We start from the raw sequence: 24,287 nt of genomic DNA on the forward strand, positions 1-24,287 counted from the left end.
AGTCTCATGACCCCACGAAAAATTAGCTTTATCGGCGCAGGTAATATGACGCGTTCAATTGTAGAAGGCTTAGTTGCCAATCAATATCCGGCTGAAAATATCATGGCCAGTAACCCCAGTCAGGGTAAATTAACTGCGCTGCAAGAGACATTAGGTATCCACATTACACAAAATAATGCTGATGCTATTGATTTTGCCGACCTTATCGTTTTATCTGTAAAGCCACAATTGATGGCGCAGGTATGCAGCGATTTTTTAAAAGACACACACCTGAGCGGTAAGCTCGTGGTTTCAATCGCGGCGGGCATTACGAGTGAGCGTTTGTGCGAAATGCTTAACGGACACTCTCAAGTAGTAAGAGTGATGCCCAACACGCCCTCCTCTCTCGGTTATGGCATGAGCGGCGTGTACGCAAGCGCCAAAGTAAGTGACGATGATGCAAAGTTTGTGGCCTTTATGATGAACCATGTGGGCGAGACATTAATCGTAAAGAACGAGGATGCTATTAATACGGTGATTGCAGCAGCAGGCAGTTCACCCGCCTACTTTTTCTTGATTGCGCAGTCAATGCAAGAAGAGGCAATCAATATGGGAATGGACGCATCTGACGCGCGCAAACTTGTACAGCAAGCCATGCTCGGGAGTGCTCACATGATAAAAGCAAATCCCGACACGCCTATTCAGACCCTGCGCGAAAACGTGATGTCAAAAGGTGGCACAACAGCCAAAGCTGTGGAGAGCTTGCAAAATGACAAACTAGCACACATATTAGCTAAAGCGATGCAGGCCGCCGTAACGCGCGCTGAGCAAATGTCTAAAGAATTTTAACGGAAGCACTCTTACATGAACGCCACATTTTTTCTTATTGATACCCTATTTAATCTTTACTTAATGATTATTATTTTGCGTTTATGGCTGCAGTTAGTCAGAGCCGATTTCTACAATCCTTTTAGTCAATTTGTGGTTAAAGCTACGCAGCCTGTAGTGGGGCCTTTGCGTCGACTCATCCCGTCAATTGGCTCTTTAGATACCGCAACGCTGGTGTTTGCGCTCTTGGTTGCCGGCATAAAAGTAGTGACCTTGAGCATGATATTCAGCTCCGGCTTAGTGCCAATAGTGCCTCTAATTGTGACTAGTTTAGCCATTGTTGTGAGTCAGATTCTTAGCCTGATGTTTTGGATTTTAATTATTCGGGCGATTTTAAGCTGGGTTAGCCAAGGCAACAACCCAATGGAACTGGTCATGATGCAGTTAACTGAGCCTTTTTTAGCACCTATCCGCAAGGTAATCCCTCCTATGGGTGGGCTTGACCTATCGGTACTCATCGCCATTTTAGCGTTGCAATTTGTGCGTATTCTTATTGGCGATTTTTTCGGACCTGGCATTTAAGCCTGCGGGCAATGCGTGCCTTGCAATATCGCTTTAGAACGCTTCAACACAAAGATTACTGGAGACAAGTATGCCACATAGATTTATAAGCGCAGCATCAGGCCTTGTGTTAGTGCTGCTTAGTTTAGTGAGCGTATCAACGCACGCTGAGCAAAAGAAGATACTGGGAGACTGGGAAGTGCACTACATTGCGTTTCCGAGTACATTTTTAAGTCCTGAGGTGGCAAGCGCTAACAATATTACGCGTTCGCAGACTCGCGCCGTCATCAATATCTCAGTACTCGATGCTGCGACAAAAGAAGCCTTAGACATCGATGTAAGCGGCAACGCTAGAAATCTTCTTGGTAGCAACAAAGTCCTCGAATTCACAACAGTCAAAGAAGGTGAAGCAATTTATCATCTGTCGACGGTAAGCTTTGACGACAAAGAAGTACTGCGCTTTACCATAAATTTAAAGCAAGGCAACGTAAGCCAAGAGTTAAAATTTCAGCAGAAAATGTATGAAGAATAGCCGCAACTTATGGCGGCATCTTATAGTGGCATCTTATATTGAAATAGCGCGGCTCTTTAATATGCACCACTTATTCACTCGCATCAGCCTTGAGCTAGACTGGCCGCAGCGCTGGGTTCGTCCATAACATCAAAGATGTGGTGGCGTAATGCAAACCTATTCTCGGCAGCTTATACAACGACTAAACTTGTACGGGCGACATATATCCATTAGTATCAATTTCTAGACAAGTTGCCCAGGAGTGATGGGTATGTTGTATTTTCAATGCACGTTTCATAGTAAACCGTAGCGGCTTGATACAGCCAATGAAGTTGCTCGCGTTTTTCATCATCGTTATGCCTGCGTTTTTAACATTTGCGCAAGCAACCAACACTCATATTAAAAGCTTAACCGTTTCAGAGGGCTTTGCCAGTACTAACGCATCCGCATATTCGCGCTACTTTGAAGACATATCCGGCGAACTCACTGTTGATGAAGTACTTCAACTGCCGCCAGAGCAATGGAAAAGCATTGACTCTGCAAGCCCTAACTTTGGCGCAAGCAGCAGTCATTTTTGGTTTAAGCTGAGCTTACATAATCAGTCTGGCGATGCGCAAAATTTAGTGCTGTTGAACAATTATGCGCCCACCGACGCGCTTAGTTTTTACCATCTTTTACCTTCTTTTGAGCTAAAAGCTGATTACCATACCGGCGATTCGCTTGTGCACTCATCTCGACCTATCACTCATTTTTCTTATGCCTTTCCAGTGCATATTAAGAGCCAAGAGAAAGCGCTTATTTTGCTCAAAGTCAGCAGCAAAGGCAGTGTCATTGTGCCCTTGTCGATGTGGGAGCAGGATACATTTTATGCGTATAAAGGCAGCTTTTTTCTAATTTTTGGCCTGCTAGTGGGTGTGCTGCTGATCACCAGCATCTACAACTGCTTTGTATATTTAAAAACCAAAGAGAAGCTGTTTCTTACATTTTCGTTTTTTATCTTAAGTATCGCATTTTTGGTGGTGCATCAGTCAGGTATGGCGATGCAGTATTTTTGGCCCAATTCCCCAGTATTCAATCAATTTGCTGCGGTGCTCAGTATCGCGCTTGCCAGCGTGGGCCACTGCGTATTCTCCCTCACATACTTGCACATTAAAGGTCGTTTAAAAGCGCTTTGCCTAGGGCTACTCAGTATTTCACTGGCGCTTGTGGCCCTGTATCCGCTCATAAGCTACAACTTTCTGATTCAGGCCGCACTGCTTAACGGCGCTTTGGTGCTGCTTATCACCTTGGTTTTCGCGGTGTACCGAACGTATACAGGTGATAAGAATGCTCAAATTTATGCATTAGCTTGGTCGCCTTTCATTCTTGGCGTCATCATTTCGGCCTCCATTCGCTTTAACGCCGTACCGTATTCTGTTTATACCGAATTTGCCGGCCTGTTTTTTGCTGTTGTTACCATTGTATGGCTCTCTATGGCTATAGCTGAACGTATTAATCGAGAAAAACAAAAACGCATTAGCGCGCAAAAAGAAGCAATATCTAATCTCAAGCGCTATGAAGACTTATTTGAAAATTCAGTGGAAGGCATTTTTTCTTCTACACTGTGCGGCAAGCTCATCAGCGTTAATGCAGCCTTTATTAAAATGCTCGACTTTAGCGATAAGCAGTCACTTTTTGACTATGTGAGGAACGATTTAGCAAATATCTATAAACGAGGAAGCGACCGCGAGCAGCTTATTAAAAAAGTCCGTGCACACAAACGTGTGGTAGACGAAGAAGTAGAGCTGATAAAAAGAGACGGCACCGTATTTTGGGCATCTCTGACGCTGAGACTGACCATGAATGACGAGAGCAAGACGCCGGTAATTGAAGGTGCAATGATTGACATCACCGACCGAAAAATGTCCGAAAGACAACTCGCGTATCTAGCATCTCACGACCCGTTAACTGATTTGTACAACCGACGTGAGTTTGAAGGGCGATTAAATATAGCGCTTAAAGACTTTCAAGCTAAAAACGATCATGACGCCTTTTGCTGCGTTTTGTATATGGACCTCGACCAGTTCAAAATTGTTAATGACACCTGCGGACATTCGGTTGGCGACAGGCTACTAAAAGATGTCACTAAACTGATGGAAAAAACCCTTAATGCACGAGGATTTCTTGCTCGTTTGGGAGGGGATGAATTTGGCGTGATCCTGCACAATATGACGGCAGTTGATGCTTATGACATTGCCAGCGAAATCCTAAGCGCGGTGGGTGAATTTAAATTTAAGCACTCAAAGCGTATTTTCAATCTTGGCATAAGCATCGGTCTGGTAGAGTTGACCAAGGGCTCTACCACCGTCGAAGATATTATGAGCTTTGCCGATACCGCTTGCTACACCGCTAAAGATGCCGGTAGAAATCGCATTCACGTCTATTCATCAGATAACTATGAGTTTGCTAAAAGACGAAGAGAGATTGAGCTGATTTCAGCCATTAATGCTGCGCTTGCCGCAGACGGTTTTACCCTCTGTCGACAAAAGATTGTGCATAACGACGCTGATTTTTCGCTGTACGGTTGGGAAATATTGCTCCGAATGAAGGACGAAGACGGTGTCGATATTTCTCCAAGTGAATTTATCCCTGCCGCAGAACGCTTTGGTCTTATGCTCAAAATCGATAAATGGGTGGTGCTTAATACTTTCAATTGGTTATCAAACTCACCCGACGAACTTGCAGCGATGGAGACTTGTTCCATTAATTTAAGCGGGCAATCTATCGGCAGTGCTGACTTAACCCAACATCTAAAACGTTGCTTTAGTCTTTTTGGCATTCCACACAACAAAGTATGCTTTGAAATTACTGAAACGCATGCCATCGAGGATATAGATAGAACCATCGAATTTATAACGCTGTTCCAATCCCTCGGCTGCAAATTTTCGCTAGACGATTTTGGTAGCGGACTATCTTCCTATGGATATTTAAAAGCCCTTCCCATCAACAACGTAAAAATTGACGGTCGTTTTGTGCAGGGCATCGCCTTCGATCCTGCGGATTTTGCCATGGTGGAGTCGATTCATGCGGTGGCAAAAGCCATGGGTAAAAGAACCATTGCTGAATATGTTGAAAACGAAGATATTGTTAAACAGCTACGAGGGATTGGCATTCATTACTTGCAGGGCTACGCTATTCATAAACCCGAGGCAATTGATACACCGCCTACCTGCTTGCTTTTAGATGATGCAAATGAGGCAGGACGGTGATTATTTACATGAGTTTTTACAATATTTAAGCGATAGCTATCAACTTTTTGATAGTTTCATTTTACCAATTCAGAGATCACTTGAGGATCAATACTTAAGACCGATTGATCATGTAAAACGCGTGCTTAGACCAAAAGGTGATCAATAAGCATAAAAGTAAACTGCCACCAACATAGGTAGAAAAAACAGTGAGCTAAATATGCTTACTATAACAGTTTGTGTTTTGCCGATTTTTTCTTTTGCATATGACAATTTCGGAGACCTAAAAATTGAAAGTATCGAAAGTCCAACAGCAATTATTAACCAAATCTTCCATAAATATAGTGGGCCAACCGACTTCTCTGATATGAATCCAAAAAATGGTATTAGTCCTAAGGCCATAAAAATTGCATTTCCCATTTCTTCAATTTTTACTTTTCTTGGGCTGGTATCAGTTCCTTTGACGTACCCATAAACTTTAAATGGAAACGGCAAAACTAGCAGCGCAGTATTCAGCCAAAAGAAAACTTCCCAAAACATAAATCTAAATCCTTGAACATGCTCGTTTCGAGCTAAGTAAGTGGGATTAAAATTCATAATTTCAATGATACCGAGCAGTTTTCACACAGCCTGTACATAAGCCGGAAGTAGAGGTAATTAAAACTAAGACCTTGTTTTCATGTATGAACCAGCCTCTTGTTGCTTTTCAAATCCCGCTGATACATTTAGTAGCGAAGCGTCAACATTCACTGCAAATAATTAAAAATTAACGGTAAGAATGCCACCATTCTTATTTTCACAAAATCATCCTATCAACATCACAAATCAGAGCTTACATTGCTATATCAATTGGTTGAGCAATGATATCTAGAATTGTTGGAACACCTTTTCCATCATGATTGTTGTCACCATAGCGTGTGGCAGAAGAGCTTGATAAATTTCTCAAGTTTGTTTGAATTGAGCACAGATTCTTTTTTCTCGTCTGCTATGACTTGCAAGGTTGACGATGACCCCTTTAGAGTGAACGTGCTTATTGCGCAAAAATACATTGCTAAGCTCAATTTTTATTTGAAAAAAATTTACGCTGGGAAACTTGGTGTAAATTATATAGAGCTAGAATTTTTTTTGCGATTTAGGAAATAAAAAGCAGCACCTATTAACGCTCCATAAAACGCAAACCTTAAGTAGACAAAAGGAAGCACAATAAAAATCAATCCCTCTTCCTCCAACCTACCATGCTCGATAGCATGCATCGCGGCCATCGATAGATAATAAATAGCTACACCAGTGACGGCCACAAAAGAAAACGACAATACATATTGGATGAGCACATTTTTTGATCCGAATGAGCTATACATAAACACCAACAAGACAGGTGCCCATGTGCACATGGATATGAGAAAAAAGTAGCCTTTCGAAGTTTCGGCTATGCCTTTAGTGCTTATCATTGCCAGAATAACCACAAAACCTGCAACGGCCCAGAAAAACTTGGCTATCAAGCTATTGTTCAGGCATTTATTCATCAATTTAATTAAAACCTTGAATTTAGAATGTCGAGAGCTTGATCTTTAGTGATCTGGTCAAAACCAATAAAAAACTGTGCAGGCTCAATATTGCATGTGATTTGATTGTATATCGGAGCAAATTTCGACTTCATTGCTTTGATTGTTCTCCCGAGATATGTCCGGTAACGCTTTTGCGTTAAGGCTGACCGAAAAGATCAGGCATATTTACGCTACTAATCGCATTCCCAAACCCATCATAATTGCCGCCCCGCATGAGCGTAAAATTAATTACTTAAACAAAACAGCTGTAACCCTACATTTGTCTGCATTAGGCCTCATGGGACATACCGTAGTAAATGTCAGATTAGGTATAAGCGTCCAATTTAAGCGATAGCATCTTTTGCTGCCTGCTCTTTTTCTCGAGCTCTTGCGAGTGCAGGACGTTCAAGCACACGAGCGGCATATTTAGCTACGTTCTCTTGACCGAGATTTTGTTTGAAGCCTTGTGCCCACGACAAAGTATGACCTGCAATAATGTCGACAACGCTGAAGTCATCGCCCAATAAATACGTTTTGTCACCAAGCAAGTCGCTAAATATGTTCAAGGCCTTTTCAAACTCCCATTGACCTAGCCCAACAACTTGTTCTATACGTTTTTCTTCGGGGTAGGCAAACTTGTGTTTTGCCATCGTCCACAAGGGCTGCTCTAATTCTGTAAGCACAAAATACATGCATTGGTCGAACAAAGCACGCTCGGCGCTTGGAACCGTAGGTATCAACTTTTGTGCTTTATCGGCAAGGTAAGTTACTATCGCGCCTGATTCGGCTAATACTAAATCCCCGTCTTGAATAGCGGGCACTTTTCCTGTGGGCGTAATAGCTAAGTAAGCAGGCTGTTTGTGCTCTCCCTTGTATAAGTTAACGACATTATAATCGTAATCCAAACCGAGTTCTTCGCACGCCCAAGTAATACGTACGCCACGTGTTGCCGGATAGCTAAATATTTTGATCATTGCACTGTCCTTATCTTTTTAAGGTCTTTGTTATTGCCTCTGTCACGGCCTTCGCCATCTTTTTGTCATTTCATTTCCAGGTAAAGAGCGCGCAAGCTATTGAGCGTTTCGCTTAAACACATAGTCCGTGTCGGTGCTTTGTTCATCGCAAAAGTAATATCCGCCGCTCGAGAATTCTTTTAACTGCTTGGCTTCGGTAATTTTGTTCTCAATGACATAGCGCGCCATCATGCCTCTCGCTTTTTTTGCATAGAAACTGATAATTTTAAATTTACCGTTTTTCTCATCTTTAAAATGTGGCGTAATAACCAAAGCATCTAAGGCTTTTTTCTTAACCGAAGAAAAATACTCATTAGAGGCAAGATTTAGCAGAACATTGTCTCCCTGTGCGGCCAAATCTTCGTTCAGAACATCTGTAATTTGGCTATCCCAAAACGCATACAGCGAATCGGCACTCGATGTTTTGAGCTTTATTCCCATTTCTAAACGGTAGGGCTGCATCAAATCTAGCGGGCGTAATACACCATACAAACCCGATAAAATGCGTAAGTGCGCCTGTGCAAAGTCTAAATCATCTGGCGCTAAGCTGTATGCATCAAGTCCGGTGTATACATCACCTGCAAAGGCAAATATGGCTGGGCGGGCATTTTCATCGCTAAAAGGAAATTCAAAGCTATTAAAGCGCTCTGCATTTAAAGTAGCAAGTTTATCACTTATGCCCATCAGGGAGCTCAAATCTGCTGGCGCGAGCAACTTACAGGTGTCTACTAAGTTTTTTGTTTGCGCTAGCAAACGCGGTTGACTTGAGACAATGCTTGGTAATTCACTTTTGTAGTCTAAGTTTTTAGCAGGGGAAACAACGAGTAACATGCCTTTTCAATTCCTCATTATGTTTTACTTTTACAATCTATACATTGTAATACATAAAAACCTAATTTTGTGACCATTGAGCAAACGCGATTAAATCACCCAACATTACTTAACATCACTGAACTTGGCATCCCCTATCGTGTCACCCCTAAACCTCATCATCTCGCGTCATTGCAAAAATAAATGCGATTAAAACTTGCACAATTAAATTACAAGTGTAATCTTATTAAAAATTACATTTGTAATCACAGTTAATCTAAGCAAGTAAGCAACTCTTGCAAGCAATACTGAAAAGGCCATGCTGTATGAATATAAGCAAGACTGAATTTGAAGTAATGGACGTTATTTGGCAACTCGAGCCTTGCGCCTCTTCTGATGTCGTAGCGCGTTTAAGTAAAACGGGTAATTGGCACGAAAAAACCGTGAAAACACTCATCAACCGCTTGCTTACAAAAGGCGCTCTCAGGCACAAAAAGGAAGGACGCAAATACACCTACGAATCTGCAATTAGCCGCGAAGAATATCAGCAAAAGCACTCTAAAGACCTCATTTCAAAAGTATTTAAGGGCAAGCTGTCTAGTCTTGTCAGCAGCTTTGCAAATGAGGAGGCGTTGAGTCAAGAAGACGTAGATGCGCTCAAAACAATTATTCGACAATGGGAACAAGACAATGATTGAGTGGTTATACATACAAACCTTAAGTTTAAGCATGCTCTTGTTGATTCTGATGCTTAGCTCGCCATTTCTTAACAAACATGTTGGGGCCAAAACCACATATTGGCTGTGGTTTAGTGTTCCCGGCGCCATCGTTATGAGTGTGTGCGTGCTATTTATTTCCCCGCAAAATATTAGCGCTCTGCAGCAAATGACCTATTTTGTAGGCGCAAAGCTCAACCACGCGCCACCTCAATATTTGATAGACCTGTCAACTATCGGGCTTACGATATGGGGCTTTGGATGCCTCGCTGTGCTAGGTTCAATAGCGCTGCGCTATGTCAGCTATGGCAAGTCTTTAAAGCGATGCGCGTTGGATAAGGTTCAACAGGCTAACGGACCTGTAATATATATGACGCAACAATCGGTTTCTCCCCATCTATTTGGCATAGTAAAACCAGCAATAATTCTGCCTTTTGATTTTAAAGAGCGTTACTCCAACGACCAGCAAGAGCTTATTATTCAACACGAGCTTGGGCATTGGCAGCAAAGAGATACCATTTGGAATATGGTGTCAGTTTTAGTGCTTGCCGTGTTTTGGTTCAATCCATTGTGCTGGCTTGGCATCAAACATTTTCGATATCAACAAGAACTCGCCTGTGATCATCGCGTTCTTGCTACAGCATCATTGCGTGAGCGCCAGCAATATGCGCTTGCCATGATAAAAGCGTCAGTGGGTCAGCAGCAGCGCTTCACTGACATTTCGTTGTCTACGTTTTATGGAAAAAGTATGAATATTCAATCAAGAATACAGCAACTTAAGTTGCACAAGCCAAATAGTGCGCTTGCAAAATCTGTTTTATTGATAGGTGCATGTGCAAGTATTAGCTTTAGCCAACTAGTCTTAGCAAATACAGCAAGCGATTCAGGCCGCTTGTTTACAGCAGAACAACTTGTGTTAATTTCTCAAGAAAGCCCTCAATACCCTGAGCATGCGTCAAAGGATGGAATTGAAGGTTTAGTTAAACTGTCTTATAACATTGAAAAAGACGGCTCGGTAAGTGGCGTAAAAGTCATAGACTCGCAGCCTAAAGGGGTTTTCGACAGAAGCGCTAAAAAGGCCTTTAGAAAATGGCGCTATGAACCAGTATCTGAAGTTAAAACCAATCAAGTGGTGGTAATAGGATTTACGCTAGATGCCGAGGATGAAAATGGTAACACCGATGATACTATCACCCGCTCTAGTCTTGGCACTGGGGATAGTTTAGAAAATTAGAGCCTTAACGCCAGCAAAGGCTCTAATACGCAGCTTAATAAAACGCCTCACGTCACGTTAAACTGCGCTATAAACAATAGCAAATAACGCGATAGTTCAGCAATGGATTATCGCGTTTTCAATTATGGAGAACGGCGAGTTCCACCCTCTTTAGTCTGCTTATACGGTATCTGAATATTAAAAATTCACGAATGATTTATGAAATAACGCTTTATATACCTGCGTAGGTAGTCAGGTACCCGTTTAACTTGGTATGCTTTGGTTATTATTATGATAACCGTTCGACTATAGGAAGATTATGTCAAATCAATTGAAATCTTTACGAGACCTTACGACCGTTGTTGCCGACACTGGCGATATCGACGCCATCAAAAAGTATCAGCCCGTAGACGCTACTACTAACCCTTCTCTTTTGCTAAAAGCTGCCGAACTGCCTCAATACGCATCACTCATTGATGACGCTATTGCTTATGGTAAGTCCAGCGCAAGCGACGCCCAAGAGCAAGTTAATAAAGCATGCGATCATCTTGCTGTTGCCATTGGTAAAGAAATTGTAGGCGTTATTCCGGGTCGCATATCTACCGAAGTTGATGCGCGCTTGTCATTTGACACTCAGGCCACTATTGACAAGGCGCACGAGTTAATCGCACTTTATAAAGATGCTGGCGTTGATAAATCGCGTATCCTAATAAAAATCGCCTCGACTTGGGAAGGTATCAAGGCGGCAGAAGCGCTTGAAAAAGAAGGGATTAATTGCAATCTCACGCTTCTTTTTGGTTTTGCGCAAGCGCGTGCATGCGCCGAGGCAGGCGTATATTTAATCTCGCCGTTTGTTGGTCGTATACTCGATTGGTATAAAGCAAAAAATCCTAACGAAGACTACAGTGGCGCTAACGACCCAGGTGTAAAATCAGTCAGTCAAATTTACCAATATTACAAAGACCACGGATACAAAACCGTTGTAATGGGCGCGAGCTTTAGAAATACAGGTGAGATTGTTTCATTAGCCGGCTGCGACCGATTAACAATTGGTCCTGGTTTACTTGAAGAACTAGAGCAAACCGCTGGAGATGTGAGCGCTGTATTGCTTGATAAGGGCAAAACCAAAACACCCGGCGAGAAGTTAAGCGAACAAGCCTTCCGTTGGGATATGAATCAAGATCCAATGGCTACCGAAAAGCTATCTGAGGGCATCAGAAACTTTGCAGCGGATCAGGTTAAGTTAGAAGCAATATTGCAGGCACGTTTTTAATCGGTAGGCACAACAGAGCATCGACTAACTTCGTCTTACCGTTACAATTATTGCTTATATCAACATTTGGAGATAGCTATGGATAAATTACGCAGCGCGCCTGCTTGGTCGGCCCTCGATAAGCTGGCACCATTGGTAAAACGCTACCACATGCGTGACATGTTCGATAAAGATCCCGAGCGGGCAAATAAATACACGCTCAAAGCCGCTGGTTTAACGCTGGACTACTCCAAAAATCGCGTGACCGAAGAAGTATTAACATCCTTGTTTGAGCTTGCCGAGCAGCGCAATGTAAAACAAAAAATTGTTGATATGTTTAGCGGTCAGCCTATTAACACCACGGAAGGGCGCGCAGTATTGCATACCGCGTTGCGCAACTTTTCTGATAAGCCGATTTATGTAGACGGTGAAAACGTAATGCCCGACGTCAATAACACGCTTAAAAGCGTGAAGCTGTTCACTGAAAAGGTGCACAGCGGCGAACATAAAGGGTATACCGGAAAGCCGATTAAGACTGTTGTTAGCATTGGTATCGGCGGTTCATTTTTAGGACCTAAAATTGTTAGCGAAAGCTTAAAACCCTACTGGGTAGATGGCATTAAAACGTATTTTGTTGCGAATGTAGACGGATGCCATATTCAAGACGTACTTGCACAAGTAGATGCGGAACAAACGCTCTTTGTGATGTCGTCAAAATCGTTTAGTACCCAAGAAACGCTGCAAAATACGCTTACTGCAAAAGCATGGTTTTTAGAACAAGGTCCAGAGCAAAAAGATATTGCAAAACACTTTGTCGCAGTATCGTCTAACGTTAAAGCGGCGGTTGATTTTGGCATGGCCAAAGAAAATGTCTTCCCTATGGGCGATTGGGTAGGCGGTCGATACTCGCTGTGGTCGGCGATAGGTTTACCCATTAGTTTAACCATTGGCTATGACCATTTTGAAGCCCTATTAAAAGGCGCTTACGACATGGATTGCCATTTCCAAGAAGCGCCCTTTGAGAACAATATGCCAGTAATTATGGCAATGCTTGGCGTTTGGTATCGTAACTTTATGGGGGCACAATCGCACGCTTTGTTGCCTTATTACCACTACCTGCGCGGATTTCCTGCCTATGTTCAACAGCTCGATATGGAGAGTAATGGCAAATCTACAACCCTTGATGGACGCACCGTTGATTATGGAACAGGGCCCATTATTTGGGGAAGCGAAGGCACCAATGGTCAGCATTCGTTTTATCAATTGATTCACCAAAGCAACTTACCGATCCCGGTGGATTTTTTGTTCCCCCTAAAAGTCCCGAATCAAAACGATACCCATCACAATATGTTGGCGTCGAACTGTTTTGGACAGGCACAAGCACTAATGCAGGGCAAAACCTTTGAAGAATGCTTAGAAGATTTGTCTGGCTCATCACTTTCTGAACCAGAAAAACTTAGCCTAGCTGCTCACAAAACCATGCCTGGCAACCACCCTAGCAATATGCTCCTTTTTGAAGAGGTCACGCCTCACTCGCTTGGCGCATTAATTGCTTTGTACGAACATAAGGTGTTAGTGCAGGGCTGCATCTGGGGTTTGAACTCATTTGATCAATGGGGTGTTGAGTTAGGTAAGGTACTCGGTAATGATGTGTTCGATATGATTGAGGGAGAAATGAGCCTCGATTCTGTGGATGCTTCAACCGCCAAACTAATTAAACATTTTATTAACAATCAATAAATAACGCGGCGCCTAGCCTCTCGCTAGGTGCCGCCTATCCTCTCCTCCGATTCAGTCATGCAATCGTCATATAAATTTAACATCACTTTAACGTTATTTATTTATTACTGACGTAAAATGTGGTACAAACTAACGACCCTCTGACGGTCTAGCTGCTTTAACGAGCACAATAAGCCGTTGATGGTATTAGGTGATGAGCTGTATATGGACAACAAGTCACCGCTGGTTCGAAGTAGCTGATAGGAGCATCCTAATATGGATTCAGTAGAAATTCTTTCTGTGATTGATAGTGAAACTCGTCCCACCAAAGGAAAACCCAAAAAGCGTAAATGGCGTGAAATTGAAGCGATAAAAGAAAAGTATCGTTTAAAGCAAGAGCTCATCGATATGGATGTAGGCCTTGAGCTTGAACTTGAGCAATTAGCGCGCTAACCAAAAACCTCAATATTTACAAATTAGTACTTATTATGTGAGGATTTTAGACCTGCCAGTCGATGGCAGAATGACCGTTTTTGAGTAAAATTCGGTTTGTCTCACTAAAGTGCCCGCAGCCAAGAAACCCGCGATGTGCCGAAAGTGGCGAAGGGTGCGCTGAGCGTAATACATAGTGCTTTGTAGTATCAATTAAGCTCATCTTTTTTTGCGCGGGGCCGCCCCACAACAAAAACACGACGCCCTGTGTTGCCTCACTTACTTTACTTATTACTGTATCGGTAAAGGTTTCCCAGCCCTTGTTTTTGTGGGAATGGGCTTGACCATCGCGCACCGTTAATACGGTATTAAGCAGCAAGACACCTTGTTTGGCCCAATGTGTTAACTCTCCATGCTCCGGCACGCAAAAGCCGGGAATATCTTGAGAAAGCTCTTTGTAGATGTTTCGCAATGAAGGGGGAATTTTATTACCCTGCTTTACAGAAAAGCATAATCCGTGGGCTTGATTCGGGCCATGGTAAGGGTCTTGACCAATGATCACCACCCTCACTTTATTGGCCTCACACAGTTTTAGCGCGTTAAACACCTCATGCTGAGGTGGGTAAACAATCTGACCACTCGCTCGCTCAGCCTCAACAAACTTCATAAGTTCGGTAAAGTAGCTTTTCTGCTTTTCGTCACCTAACAAATGTTGCCAAGTTAGTTCGTGCGACTGCGCGCTCATGTATTTGTTATTTACCCAAAGTCTTAAACATATACGCTTTTAGTGCCTCGTATTCTGGGCCTTGTTCTGAGGCCAGCGACGGTTTACCAGCGCAATCCACCAATGGCTGGGGCAGGCTAATTGGCTGACCCAAAACGTTCTCAACCGTTTCTCTGAATTTTGCAGGATGCGCAGTTCCAAGAAAAATGCCGACTTCATCTTTTGCTAGTTGCTTAACTAAACCACGATATCCAATGGCAGCGTGCGGCTCGCTAATATAACCGGCAGCCTGTAGCTGTTTCATAGCAACCTGCGTGTATTCCTCGTCAACCGCATCTCCGCTCAAAAGTGAACGGTCAAAATACCCATGCTCGATTAAGGCTTCTATTCGAGGCCAGTTGTTAGGCTGGCTTACATCCATCGCATTAGACATCGTGGCAACTGTAGGTTTTGGCGTCCATTTACCGTCTTGCAGATAGCGTGGCACTGTATCGTTAGCATTGGTAGATGCAATAAAGCGCTTAATAGGTAGCCCCAGTGTTTTGGCAATTATGCCGGCGGTCAAATTGCCAAAGTTACCACTAGGTACGGCAAACACAGCTTTATCTTGCTGCTCTTTTGGCAACTGCGCAATGGCTTCAAAATAGTAGCAAACCTGAGCGAGTAAACGACTGATATTGATTGAATTGGCTGAATTTAAATGCAGCCCCTCGCGCACTTCCTGATCATCAAAAGCGGTTTTTACCAGCCGCTGACAGGCATCAAAGTCACCGTCTATGGCAACCGTATGAATATTGCCGCCAAGGGTCGTAAAGAGCTTTTCTTGCAGCGGACTGATTTTGCCCTTTGGAAACAAAATCACAACGTTGATGTTGCTAATACCATAAAAAGCATGCGCGACTGCAGCGCCGGTATCGCCAGAGGTAGCAGTAAGGATGGTTACCGGCTCACCTTCGCTTATATGAGCCAAGCATTGCGCCATAAACCGTCCACCAAAGTCTTTAAATGCCAGCGTAGGTCCATGAAATAGCTCCAAACAAAAGATATTGTCTTTTACATTCACCAGAGGAGCCGGAAAGTTAAACGCATTTTGGATAAGGCTGTCTATCAACTCGGGGGACATCTCATCACCCACTAGATGCTTAATGATTGCTTGGCTGCGCTCAACCAAGGGCATTGCTAGCAGCTCATCGATATTGTTCATCGCACGTAGGTCGGTAGGAAAATAAAGCCCTTGCTCTTTTCCTAAGCCCTTTTTAACCGCTTGTGCAAACGAAACCTTATCGCTTGCGACTTTTAAATTCTGTAATTCCACGTAAATTTCCTCTAAGCGAGTATTCTAGTGCCCGCTGTGTCGATACGACATATATGGCTAAAGCCATCTTCATTCTGAATATAATGCTCATTTAACCAAGTTTGGATACGTTTTGCATCGTCTAGTTTGTTTGTCACGGCAAATACCGTTGGGCCTGAGCCCGATATCCCAAAGCCTAAAGCATTTTGCGACATACTGTATGCGCGGGCCTCATCAAATTTAGGCAGCAGGGTTTTACGATGCTTTTCTGCAATCACATCTTGCATCACCGATGCTGCAAGGGCTTTATCGCCCGAATGCAGAGCATGTACAAACACTCCAATTTGGCGGCCAAATGTAAGTGTTGTGCTCAGTTCATACTGGCGCGGAAGTATATCTCTTGCCGCCGCGGTCGATACCGATAGGCCAGAATAACAAGCCACCCAGTACCAATCATCAAATACCGGCAGCTGACTGCACACTGTTCGCTGCTGCCCTGTCATGAGCGTCATGCCGCCCAAGTAGCTCGGCGCCACATTGTCATAATGGACGCTTCCGCTGATCTGCCCTTCTAATTCGCCCATCATAACCAGCAGGGTGTCTTCATCGAACGGACGACCCGCATGATCGTTTAGGGCATAAAAGGCCGCGACAATAGACGAAGCGCTCGAACCTAAACCACTGCCAATTGGCAGTGCTTTGTGAAGGTGCATTTTTACCGACAAGCTTGGCTTGTTATGGCTAATTAGCGCCTGCTGAAAAAATTCGAAGCACCGTGTCACGATGTTGTTTTTAGTGCCTGGAGGCAGTCTGTCAGCAAAGCGACCGTCTACGCTCAATGAAAAGGTATCGGCATCTTTCACTTCAACCCAGTCTCCGAGCAAGGTGGCGTCAATAGGCTCAAGCGCGGCTCCTAAAATATCAAAGCCCAAACTCACATTGCCAATAGAGGCTGGCGCGAATGCGCGAGTAGTGCGCGCCTTTGCCGTATCTACCATTAACGATACTCCTGTTGAGTCGGCATGGTACGAAGTAAATCTGCAAATACTCCCGCTGCGGTAACCGTCGCGCCAGCGCCATAGCCTCTAATAACATACGGAATTGGCTGATAATAACGCGAATGGATAGCTAATGCATTTTCACCCTCTTTAACCGCCGCAAGTGGATGACTAAGCGCGACGGACTGTATGCTTACCTTGCACTTTCCATTTTCAATTGCGCCAACGTATCTTAGCACCTCACCATTAGCCTTCGCTTCGTCTACCTTTGCTTGCACGCTGGCATCTAATGAAGGTAGATTTTGCATGAAGGTGGCTATATCGCCGCTCGCATCAAAGTCGTCGGGCAACACCGACTCAATCTGAATATCATCAAGTTCGAGCTCCATGCCGGCCTCGCGAGCCATAATGAGAAGTTTGCGTGCCACGTCCATTCCGCTTAGGTCGTCGCGCGGGTCGGGCTCGGTAAAGCCGTTTTCTTTTGCTATTTGCGTGGCTTGAGATAAGCTCAAACCCTCATCCAGCTTACCGAATACAAACGAAAGCGACCCCGATAATATTCCTTCAAATTTGCGCAACTCGTCACCCGCAATAACCAACTTTTGTAAGTTATCAATAACGGGGAGGCCAGCACCTACAGTCGTTTCGTATAAGTATTGGAGGTTGTTGTTGAGTGCTGTGCGATGCAGCGCCTGATACCGTTCATACGAAGAAGTATTCGCTTTTTTATTCGGCGTGACTACATGAAAACCTGCATCCATGAAATCGAGATACATATCAGCAATCTCTTGGCTGCTGGTGCAGTCAACAATCACCGGATTGGTCAAACTGTGAGTCACAACAAACTGCGTGAGCTTATCTAGAGAAAGAGGTGAATCGGCTTGGGCAAGGCGCGCTTCCCAGCTCGCATCCATGCCAATGCCGTTGGGGTCTAGTAGGCAGGCTTTACTGTTTGCTATCCCGTATACCCTCAGTTTAATGTTTTTTTCTAATAAAATGCTTTGTTGCTGCGAAATTTGTCGAATGAGCTCTTTACCTACGAGCCCACATCCCACAAAGAAAGCGTCAATTGTATTGACGTTGGCAAAGAAATTCTGATGAATCACTTTTACTGCTTTTTTTGCTTTGTTGTTTTCAATTACCGTTGAAATTGAACGTTCCGAAGAGCCTTGTGCAATCGCCACGTTGTTAATCCTTGCTTGCGCCAATGCGTTAAAAAACTTAGCCGCCAATCCTTTAGACTGGCGCATTCCGTCACCAACTAGGGTGACTATTGCCAAGTTTTCACGCATTTCAATGGGCTCTAGTAGCTGATTGTTCAGCTCTAGCGCAAAGTTCTCCTCAAGTAGTTCGTAAGCGCGCGCTGCGTTTTTCTGCGCAATACAAAAGCTAATGCTGTATTCAGACGATGACTGGGTAATAAGCGAAATCGAAATATTGCCTTTTGATATCACATCAAAGATACGACTTGCCATGCCCACCATGCCTTTCATACCGGGGCCTGATACGTTGAACATCACAATATCTTCAAGATGCGATATACCTTTTACGCTAGTCCAAAGCGCACTTTTTTCATGGCTAATAAGCGTGCCAGGCGCAGCAGGATTTAGGGTATTGCGAATAAGGCAAGGAATGCCAAACTGCGCGATAGGTCCTATTGTTTTTGGGTGCAGCACTTTGGCACCAAAATAAGATAGTTCCATCGCTTCTTGATAGGTAAGTTTATCAAGTAACACCGCACCCTCTACCTGATTTGGGTCGGCGTTGTAGACACCGTCAACGTCAGTCCAGATTTCGCAGCATGAGGCGTTGATACAGGCCGCTAAAATAGCTGCCGAGTAGTCTGAACCATTGCGCCCAAGCGTAACTTTTTTACCCTCTTCATTCGCGGCTACAAAGCCGGGCATGATCAAAAATTGTTTGCCGCTTACATCAACATCACTGAACTTTGCGCGAGAGATGTCGAGTTGTGCGAGGCTATCGAGATAATCTCCGCTAGCCTGAACATAATCGACAGGGTCGATAACTAAATTATTAACGCCGTGCGCACTTAAAATTTCGCTAAATATGCGCACGCTTACGTATTCGCCCATGCTTAAAATGCTGGCCGTTACTTGGTCAGGGCAACTCTTCAACAAGGCAATACCTTGCAACTGCTCGGTGAGTAAGGCGAGTTTTTCGTCGATAAAAGCGGAAAGGTCGGTGTAGTTTAAATTAGGTAAGGCATCGTGTAGTTCAGCGGCAATGCTGGTGAGCGTCATGTTAAGCTTAGCGAGTAACTCGCGGTAGTCTTTACCGCTTTGAGCCTGTTCGCATAAAAGTGAGAGCGCATTGGTGACCCCTTTAGGTGCTGACAACACCACAGCTGCCCCCTCGCTCTCATGGGTAGCCCGACTAATGTCAAATACACGCATATAGCGCGCGGCATCAGCCAATGATGAACCACCAAACTTTAAGACCTTCATGAGAGACTCCTCGCTCTTTAATATATTTATTTACACACAAATTGACCAATAAAAAAGCCCGCATGCTGCGGGCTTTCGTTAACTATTCTATTGGCACAAGCTAACGACCGCCCTCAGTTGAGGTGGTAATGGTCATAATACGCATCATGTCGTTAGTTTTTATATTTGTTTTCATAAGGTCAATTTGCCGTATAGACGTCTAAATGTCAACAGGACTTTTAGATTAACTTATATCATTTACTCAGCATTTATAGGCCGCAGGCATTACGTTAAGGCCATGTTAGCAAAACAGCTTGCTTAGATAGCCAAGGGCAAAAAACTTGATTTTCAGGGGGCGTTTGCGCGCTAGTCTACTATAATTTAAACAGTTCTTTCTTAAATTAACACGGGCTTTATCTACAAAGTTCTTAATTTACTTTTCACTGTTTACTTTTCTCTGTTTACTCAAGGCGTAGCAGTGTATTAAGGTGTTGTTAATTACCATTCTTACCGCAATACGGCATTTATTTACATGCTCTCAAAAACCGAACAAGACCCACAGCAACAGGCAAAAGCACTCAGCTATCAAATTTTAAGCGGTTTTGATAAGTCATATCGCCGGTTCAGTCGTATCACCAGTGGAGCGCAAGAGCGTTTTGAGAAGTGTCAATGGGATGCCTCTAGTCAGGGCATTAAAGAGCGCATCACAACCTATCATCAAAGCTTGTCTGAAATTGTGACCGAAATTTATCAGCATATTAATCCTCAGCAGCTACCAGATAGCTTTTGGGAGGCTACCAAAGAGCACTATACAAAATTGCTGAGCAGCCATCCGCAGTTTGAGCTGGCTGAAACCTTTTATAATTCAGTTATTGGGCGTATTTACCGACACGGTCGCATCGACGACAAAATCATGTTTGTCCTCCCAAGCCGTTGCTACCTGTCAGGTCAAGACCGACATAAAGTGGTTAATAGTTTTGATACCTCCGGAACGGTTAGGGCGATGTACGAATCGATTTTTGATACCTATCGATTTAGGGTAGATTTTGACAACTTTGAGCTTGATTTAGCTAACTTAGATAAAGCATTGCGCGAGCGCCTCAGCATAGAACAACTGGCATCGGTACACACCGTTGAAATGCTCAAATCAGTGTTTTACCGAGGCAAGGCTGCGTACCTAGTAGGGCGCATCTGTATGCCTAACGAAACCCTGCCCTTTGTTATCGCTCTGCAGATGACCGAAAAACACACCTTAATGGTAGACGCCCTGCTTACCGAGCGCGCGCACATGAGCGTAATATTTGGCTTCGCACGCTCCTATTTTATGGCGCAAACGCAAAATCCAGCGGAGGTAGTTGCCTTTTTGCAGGAACTGCTGCCTCACAAAAAGCACTTTGAACTTTACACCTCACTTGGCTTTTACAAGCATGGTAAAACGGTTTTTTATCGCAATTATCTACAGCACCTCGATAACAGCGATGATAAGTTTGAACTCGCGCCGGGTATCAAAGGTTTGGTTATGGCAGTATTTCATCTGCCCTCTTATGGGGTGGTGTTTAAGCTTATTCGAGACGAATTTGCCGAAAGCAAAAAAATTACGCGCGAACATGTTAAAGACTGCTACCGCTTAGTAAAAATGACGGACCGAGTAGGCCGAATGGCCGATACTCATGAATACGTAAACTTTGCTTTTCCCAGAGCGCGTTTTGATAAGGCATTGCTCGATCATTTGCTTGCTACCTGCGCAAGCTCGGTAAAGTTTACCGAAACTGAGGTAATCATCACTCATATGTATATTGAGCGCAAAATGACGCCGCTTAACCTATATTTGCAGCAAGAGCAGGATGAAGAAAAAGTCAAAGATGCGATTAAAGACTTAGGGCTGTGTATCAAACAAATCGCCTATGCCAATATCTTCCCTGGCGATATGCTGCACAAAAATTTTGGCATTACCAAAACTGGCCGCGTTATCTTTTACGACTACGATGAAATTTGTTATATGCATGAACGCAATTTTAGGGAGCTGCCAAAATCAAATGACCCATACGCACTCGATACACTTTCAGTCGCGCCAAACGATGTATTTCCCGAACAGTTTGAACACTTTATCGTAGGCAAGAAACATCTTAAAGACCTGCTCAAAGAGTATCATGGTGATTTAATGAGTCCTCAGTATTGGAAAGAAGTACAAACGATAGCCGCTGAAGGCGTCATTCAAAATTTTACGCCCTATCCAGCGCATATTCGCTTTCGCCAAGGCACTGATGACTAGCTCTTAAACTTGAAAAGGCTATTTGCATTCTAAAGTTGGAAATTGATTAATCTGCGTGAGTCGCCAGAATCATCAGTTGGCTGTAAACCAATATTTGGGTACTAACGAAATGGTGCTTTTGAGACAAAGCGGAAGTTGACTCCTTTTTTATTCAATATCGCTTGAGATGTTCAGTTAACCTCACCCGAAAAAAGCACCCTTTGGTTAAACGTTTTACAGGAAAAGCACTATGGGTATTTTATTCGAATTAGTAAATGGCATGCTTTTGGCAGTCGCTTTTGAATTTTTGATGTACGTAACAGGCGCTTCAATCCTACGAGTCTTGTCGTTCGGTAGAATCGCGTTCCCTATTTATGGTTACAGTAAATTTAAAGCCATAAAAGAAGAGTCTACAAAAGGGTATACAGCCCCTAGTATTGTTGGCATCGTGTTCTACATTTTGTTGATAGCTCTAATCGCCATTTTAAATTAATCCACTTAACCAATGCATGACGTTTATTACAAATTGTTCATTGTCTTCCGCCCCCTTCGATGTCAGACCCATTTTCTCGCCTGTAGGAACGTATAATTGAGAAGTGAACATCATTGCTTCAGAAAAGACCGCGACGCGACCATTACCAAACTCTAAAATAGCGCCTTGAGACCAACCATCCATAGATATCTTTGGGGTTTCTGCCTTTATTTGAAAAGGTATTTCCGGTGTTCTTGAAAAAGCCCAACTACCCAATGTCAAAATAGACTTCGCATTTTTAGGTGGAGTAAAAGCGGAGCCTCCAAAGGTTTTTACTTGCTTGAGAAAGCCAAACTCAGAAGGATTCGGCTCGCTAATATCATTGAACGCATTCAACTGAATATTATTGGTTAAGTCGATTGATGACTTCGTAACTGCATGCTTCGCGAGACTACCGTCTTTAATTCGAAACAGTGCTTTATCGACATGACCATTGCTAAATTCAAAACCGAATGCGCTAGTTAATGATTCAGCAGCTTTTGGAAATGGAATATGGTCGGCTATTAGCAGCAAAGAACCGCCATCAGAGACCCATTGCTTAATCGCCTGAACTTCTGCTTTCTGAAAAGCATCTTCAAATGGCGGCATCCAATCATGTCTGTTTGTGTCGAGTGCATTAGCAATAACTAAGATATCAGTGTTTTTTAAAACATCTAAAGTGAAAACTTTCCTATTAGGTTTGACAGTATAGCCATCGCTAACTAGAACCTGTTGAAAGGCTTTGTAACGCCCACTAGCAGTATGAAAATTGTTATGTGCTTCATCGATTAATACTCTTGGGTTATCGACGTTGGAAAAAGTCTGCTTAAGATTTTTGGGGATAAAATCAGGGTCAGCCTGCTGAGGTGAACCATCAATATCAGAGCATGAAAATAAGAACAGGACTGTAACAAACAAAACTATTTTTTTTGACATTAATGCCATTTTTAGCCAACACTTGAAAAATATAACCCGAAGACTAGCAACCACTCTTACTTTTAGCAACACTATGTAGGCTTATGCCGTGCACTTGCCCTTGAGTGTAAGAAAGGGCAATGGCAGCTTATCGAGGGTATTGCAGTCATAAACCATTAATACCTTTCATACTACTGTGCTCAACTTAGCAGACAAAAATCGCTGGTTTTTGACCCAAGGTGATTGAGCCTTCAGCTTCCGCAATGCGAACAATCCAGCGATACACTGCTTATGCACAATCGGCCCATTATTAATCAAGCAATTGATTGTAGTTTTCTTTACGAAGCACCCTTGTGATTTCTATGTATTCAGGTTTTTGAACGAAGAAAACTGCATATGATTTATAGACTGCTTTTTGAAACTTTTCGTGTGCAGTAAACGCAAAAGGGTATTGGTCAGGCGAGTTTGTAATGGCATTAAGGACAGACAGTAATCCTTCATAAAATTGAATTGCAGAGCTTTCACCAAAATGCCTAATGCCATATCTAATGATTTTTTCTAAATCCTCATCGGCTGCGTTAGTAAGTCTATATTCTGGCATTAATCAGCCTTAGCATTTAATACATCTTTTAGAATATCTTCTGCGCTTCTACTTGATAAACCACTTCGCTCTCCAACCAGTAAAGCCTGCCTTAGAGAGTCAATCTGGTTCGACTTTTCTTGTTCTTTGCGTATCAAATCTCTCAACAACTCACTATCACTGGCATATCGACCCTGTGAAAGTTGTGACTGAATCCACTCGTTCTGTTGTGATGTGAGTGTAATACTCTTTTTTACCATGCCCATTGATGCTGTCTCTGTTTGTTCGGTGCGATAAAATACTACCACTGGTGGAACAACTATTGCAAAGCGACTTTTACTAAAGAAACACTCACACGCAATTACATGGAAATGACTATGTATGAGTTAGCCATCTATCGCAAAAAGAAACCGTGGAATAAGAATAAGCTTGTCGGTCAAAAAGCCCCTTTTAGGCTTCAGCAAATATTTGCAATCAGAGCAAGGCTTGAAATGAACAAAGAGGTGAGAAATCTAGCCCTCTTCAACTTGGCTATTGACAGTAAATTAAGAGGTTGTGACTTATTGTCACTTAAAGTACGTGATATTGCGCACGGGTCGTCAATTCAATCGCGAACCATGATTGTTCTGAAGAAAACACAGCAACCGGTTCAATTTGAAATCACAAAAGATACGAGAGCATGCCTAAAAGCACTTATTGATAAGTTTGACTTGCACTCATACGACTTCCTTTTTCCATCGCGAAATAGCAATGTTTAGGTACGGT

At 43.3% G+C, this 24,287-nt stretch carries 23 protein-coding genes; 12 read left to right on the forward strand and 11 right to left on the reverse strand.

Going from position 1 to position 24,287, the window contains the following annotated elements:
• Positions 1 to 6 precede the first annotated feature (6 nt).
• From proC to ACFO4O_RS09225, 4 genes are all read left to right on the forward strand, one after another.
• A complete protein-coding gene (gene proC / locus ACFO4O_RS09210) occupies positions 7 to 828 on the forward strand; it encodes a pyrroline-5-carboxylate reductase (protein ID WP_382407655.1) in 822 nt (273 codons plus the stop codon).
• Positions 829 to 843: 15 nt separating this feature from the next.
• Positions 844 to 1,389 (forward strand): YggT family protein, encoded by a 546-nt coding sequence (locus ACFO4O_RS09215; protein ID WP_382407657.1) that lies wholly within the window; start codon positions 844 to 846, stop codon positions 1,387 to 1,389.
• Positions 1,390 to 1,459: 70 nt separating this feature from the next.
• Positions 1,460 to 1,900 carry a DUF4426 domain-containing protein gene (locus ACFO4O_RS09220; RefSeq protein WP_382407659.1) on the forward strand — a complete coding sequence of 147 codons (441 nt, stop codon included), beginning with the start codon at positions 1,460 to 1,462 and terminating at the stop codon, positions 1,898 to 1,900.
• 305 nt (positions 1,901 to 2,205) lie between these two features.
• Positions 2,206 to 5,127 (forward strand): EAL domain-containing protein, encoded by a 2,922-nt coding sequence (locus ACFO4O_RS09225; RefSeq protein WP_382407661.1) that lies wholly within the window; start codon positions 2,206 to 2,208, stop codon positions 5,125 to 5,127.
• 141 nt (positions 5,128 to 5,268) lie between these two features.
• Here ACFO4O_RS09225 and ACFO4O_RS09230 read toward each other — a convergent pair whose 3' ends face one another.
• From ACFO4O_RS09230 to yaaA, 4 genes are all read right to left on the reverse strand, one after another.
• Positions 5,269 to 5,646, reverse strand: a complete 378-nt coding sequence (locus tag ACFO4O_RS09230) for a hypothetical protein (RefSeq protein ID WP_382407663.1) — start codon at positions 5,644 to 5,646, stop codon at positions 5,269 to 5,271.
• 563 nt (positions 5,647 to 6,209) lie between these two features.
• Positions 6,210 to 6,629, reverse strand: coding sequence for a hypothetical protein (locus ACFO4O_RS09235; protein WP_382407665.1), 420 nt, complete (start codon positions 6,627 to 6,629; stop codon positions 6,210 to 6,212).
• Positions 6,630 to 6,994: 365 nt separating this feature from the next.
• Positions 6,995 to 7,624: a glutathione S-transferase family protein gene (locus ACFO4O_RS09240; protein WP_382407667.1), complete on the reverse strand. Its 630-nt coding sequence runs from the start codon at positions 7,622 to 7,624 to the stop codon at positions 6,995 to 6,997.
• Between the two features lie 96 nt (positions 7,625 to 7,720).
• Positions 7,721 to 8,494 (reverse strand): peroxide stress protein YaaA, encoded by a 774-nt coding sequence (gene yaaA, locus ACFO4O_RS09245; protein ID WP_382407669.1) that lies wholly within the window; start codon positions 8,492 to 8,494, stop codon positions 7,721 to 7,723.
• A 305-nt stretch (positions 8,495 to 8,799) separates the two neighbouring features.
• On the opposite strand from yaaA, the gene ACFO4O_RS09250 reads away from it, so the two are divergent.
• The 5 genes from ACFO4O_RS09250 (at position 8,800) to ACFO4O_RS09270 (ending at position 13,826) form a co-directional block, all read left to right on the forward strand.
• Complete coding sequence (locus ACFO4O_RS09250; RefSeq protein ID WP_382407671.1) at positions 8,800 to 9,171, forward strand: BlaI/MecI/CopY family transcriptional regulator; 372 nt, start codon at positions 8,800 to 8,802, stop codon at positions 9,169 to 9,171.
• Complete coding sequence (locus tag ACFO4O_RS09255) at positions 9,164 to 10,423, forward strand: M56 family metallopeptidase (protein ID WP_382407673.1); 1,260 nt, start codon at positions 9,164 to 9,166, stop codon at positions 10,421 to 10,423. The genes ACFO4O_RS09250 and ACFO4O_RS09255 overlap by 8 nt, the downstream gene beginning before the upstream one ends.
• Positions 10,424 to 10,721: 298 nt before the next feature.
• Positions 10,722 to 11,675, forward strand: a complete 954-nt coding sequence (gene tal / locus ACFO4O_RS09260; protein ID WP_382407675.1) for a transaldolase — start codon at positions 10,722 to 10,724, stop codon at positions 11,673 to 11,675.
• Positions 11,676 to 11,753: 78 nt separating this feature from the next.
• Positions 11,754 to 13,394, forward strand: coding sequence for a glucose-6-phosphate isomerase (gene pgi, locus ACFO4O_RS09265; protein WP_382407677.1), 1,641 nt, complete (start codon positions 11,754 to 11,756; stop codon positions 13,392 to 13,394).
• Between the two features lie 255 nt (positions 13,395 to 13,649).
• Positions 13,650 to 13,826: a DUF3545 family protein gene (locus tag ACFO4O_RS09270; protein ID WP_382407679.1), complete on the forward strand. Its 177-nt coding sequence runs from the start codon at positions 13,650 to 13,652 to the stop codon at positions 13,824 to 13,826.
• A gap of 46 nt (positions 13,827 to 13,872) precedes the next feature.
• Here the strand turns inward: ACFO4O_RS09270 and ung are convergent, their stop codons facing one another.
• Genes ung through thrA form a run of 4 tightly spaced genes read right to left on the reverse strand, consistent with a single transcriptional unit; the run spans position 13,873 to position 19,286 of the window.
• A complete protein-coding gene (ung, locus tag ACFO4O_RS09275) occupies positions 13,873 to 14,550 on the reverse strand; it encodes a uracil-DNA glycosylase (RefSeq protein WP_382407681.1) in 678 nt (225 codons plus the stop codon).
• A 7-nt stretch (positions 14,551 to 14,557) separates the two neighbouring features.
• The gene (gene thrC, locus ACFO4O_RS09280; protein WP_382407683.1) at positions 14,558 to 15,844 is read right to left on the reverse strand and encodes a threonine synthase; all 1,287 of its coding nucleotides are present in this window, start codon (positions 15,842 to 15,844) and stop codon (positions 14,558 to 14,560) included.
• 11 nt (positions 15,845 to 15,855) lie between these two features.
• Positions 15,856 to 16,821, reverse strand: a complete 966-nt coding sequence (gene thrB / locus ACFO4O_RS09285) for a homoserine kinase (protein ID WP_382407685.1) — start codon at positions 16,819 to 16,821, stop codon at positions 15,856 to 15,858.
• Positions 16,821 to 19,286 (reverse strand): bifunctional aspartate kinase/homoserine dehydrogenase I, encoded by a 2,466-nt coding sequence (gene thrA, locus ACFO4O_RS09290; RefSeq protein WP_382407687.1) that lies wholly within the window; start codon positions 19,284 to 19,286, stop codon positions 16,821 to 16,823. The genes thrB and thrA overlap by 1 nt, the downstream gene beginning before the upstream one ends.
• 511 nt (positions 19,287 to 19,797) lie before the next feature.
• On the opposite strand from thrA, the gene aceK reads away from it, so the two are divergent.
• Both aceK and ACFO4O_RS09300 read left to right on the forward strand, forming a co-directional pair.
• The gene (gene aceK / locus ACFO4O_RS09295; protein WP_382407689.1) at positions 19,798 to 21,537 is read left to right on the forward strand and encodes a bifunctional isocitrate dehydrogenase kinase/phosphatase; all 1,740 of its coding nucleotides are present in this window, start codon (positions 19,798 to 19,800) and stop codon (positions 21,535 to 21,537) included.
• Positions 21,538 to 21,766: 229 nt separating this feature from the next.
• The gene (locus tag ACFO4O_RS09300) at positions 21,767 to 22,009 is read left to right on the forward strand and encodes a hypothetical protein (protein WP_382407691.1); all 243 of its coding nucleotides are present in this window, start codon (positions 21,767 to 21,769) and stop codon (positions 22,007 to 22,009) included.
• On the opposite strand, the gene ACFO4O_RS09305 is transcribed toward ACFO4O_RS09300, so the two are convergent.
• From ACFO4O_RS09305 to ACFO4O_RS09315, 3 genes are all read right to left on the reverse strand, one after another.
• Positions 22,001 to 22,972: a DUF4350 domain-containing protein gene (locus ACFO4O_RS09305; protein ID WP_382407693.1), complete on the reverse strand. Its 972-nt coding sequence runs from the start codon at positions 22,970 to 22,972 to the stop codon at positions 22,001 to 22,003. The genes ACFO4O_RS09300 and ACFO4O_RS09305 overlap by 9 nt on opposite strands.
• A 280-nt stretch (positions 22,973 to 23,252) precedes the next feature.
• Positions 23,253 to 23,543, reverse strand: a complete 291-nt coding sequence (locus ACFO4O_RS09310) for a type II toxin-antitoxin system RelE/ParE family toxin (RefSeq protein ID WP_382407695.1) — start codon at positions 23,541 to 23,543, stop codon at positions 23,253 to 23,255.
• On the reverse strand, positions 23,543 to 23,830 hold the full coding sequence (locus tag ACFO4O_RS09315) for a type II toxin-antitoxin system ParD family antitoxin (RefSeq protein WP_382407697.1): 288 nt from the start codon (positions 23,828 to 23,830) through the stop codon (positions 23,543 to 23,545). The genes ACFO4O_RS09310 and ACFO4O_RS09315 overlap by 1 nt, the downstream gene beginning before the upstream one ends.
• Positions 23,831 to 23,899: 69 nt before the next feature.
• Here ACFO4O_RS09315 and ACFO4O_RS09320 point away from each other — a divergent pair, with 69 nt between their 5' ends.
• Positions 23,900 to 24,280: a site-specific integrase gene (locus ACFO4O_RS09320; RefSeq protein WP_382407699.1), complete on the forward strand. Its 381-nt coding sequence runs from the start codon at positions 23,900 to 23,902 to the stop codon at positions 24,278 to 24,280.
• Positions 24,281 to 24,287: the final 7 nt, after the last annotated feature.

Source organism: Glaciecola siphonariae (genome assembly GCF_042652645.1).
Taxonomy (GTDB): domain Bacteria; phylum Pseudomonadota; class Gammaproteobacteria; order Enterobacterales; family Alteromonadaceae; genus Glaciecola; species Glaciecola siphonariae.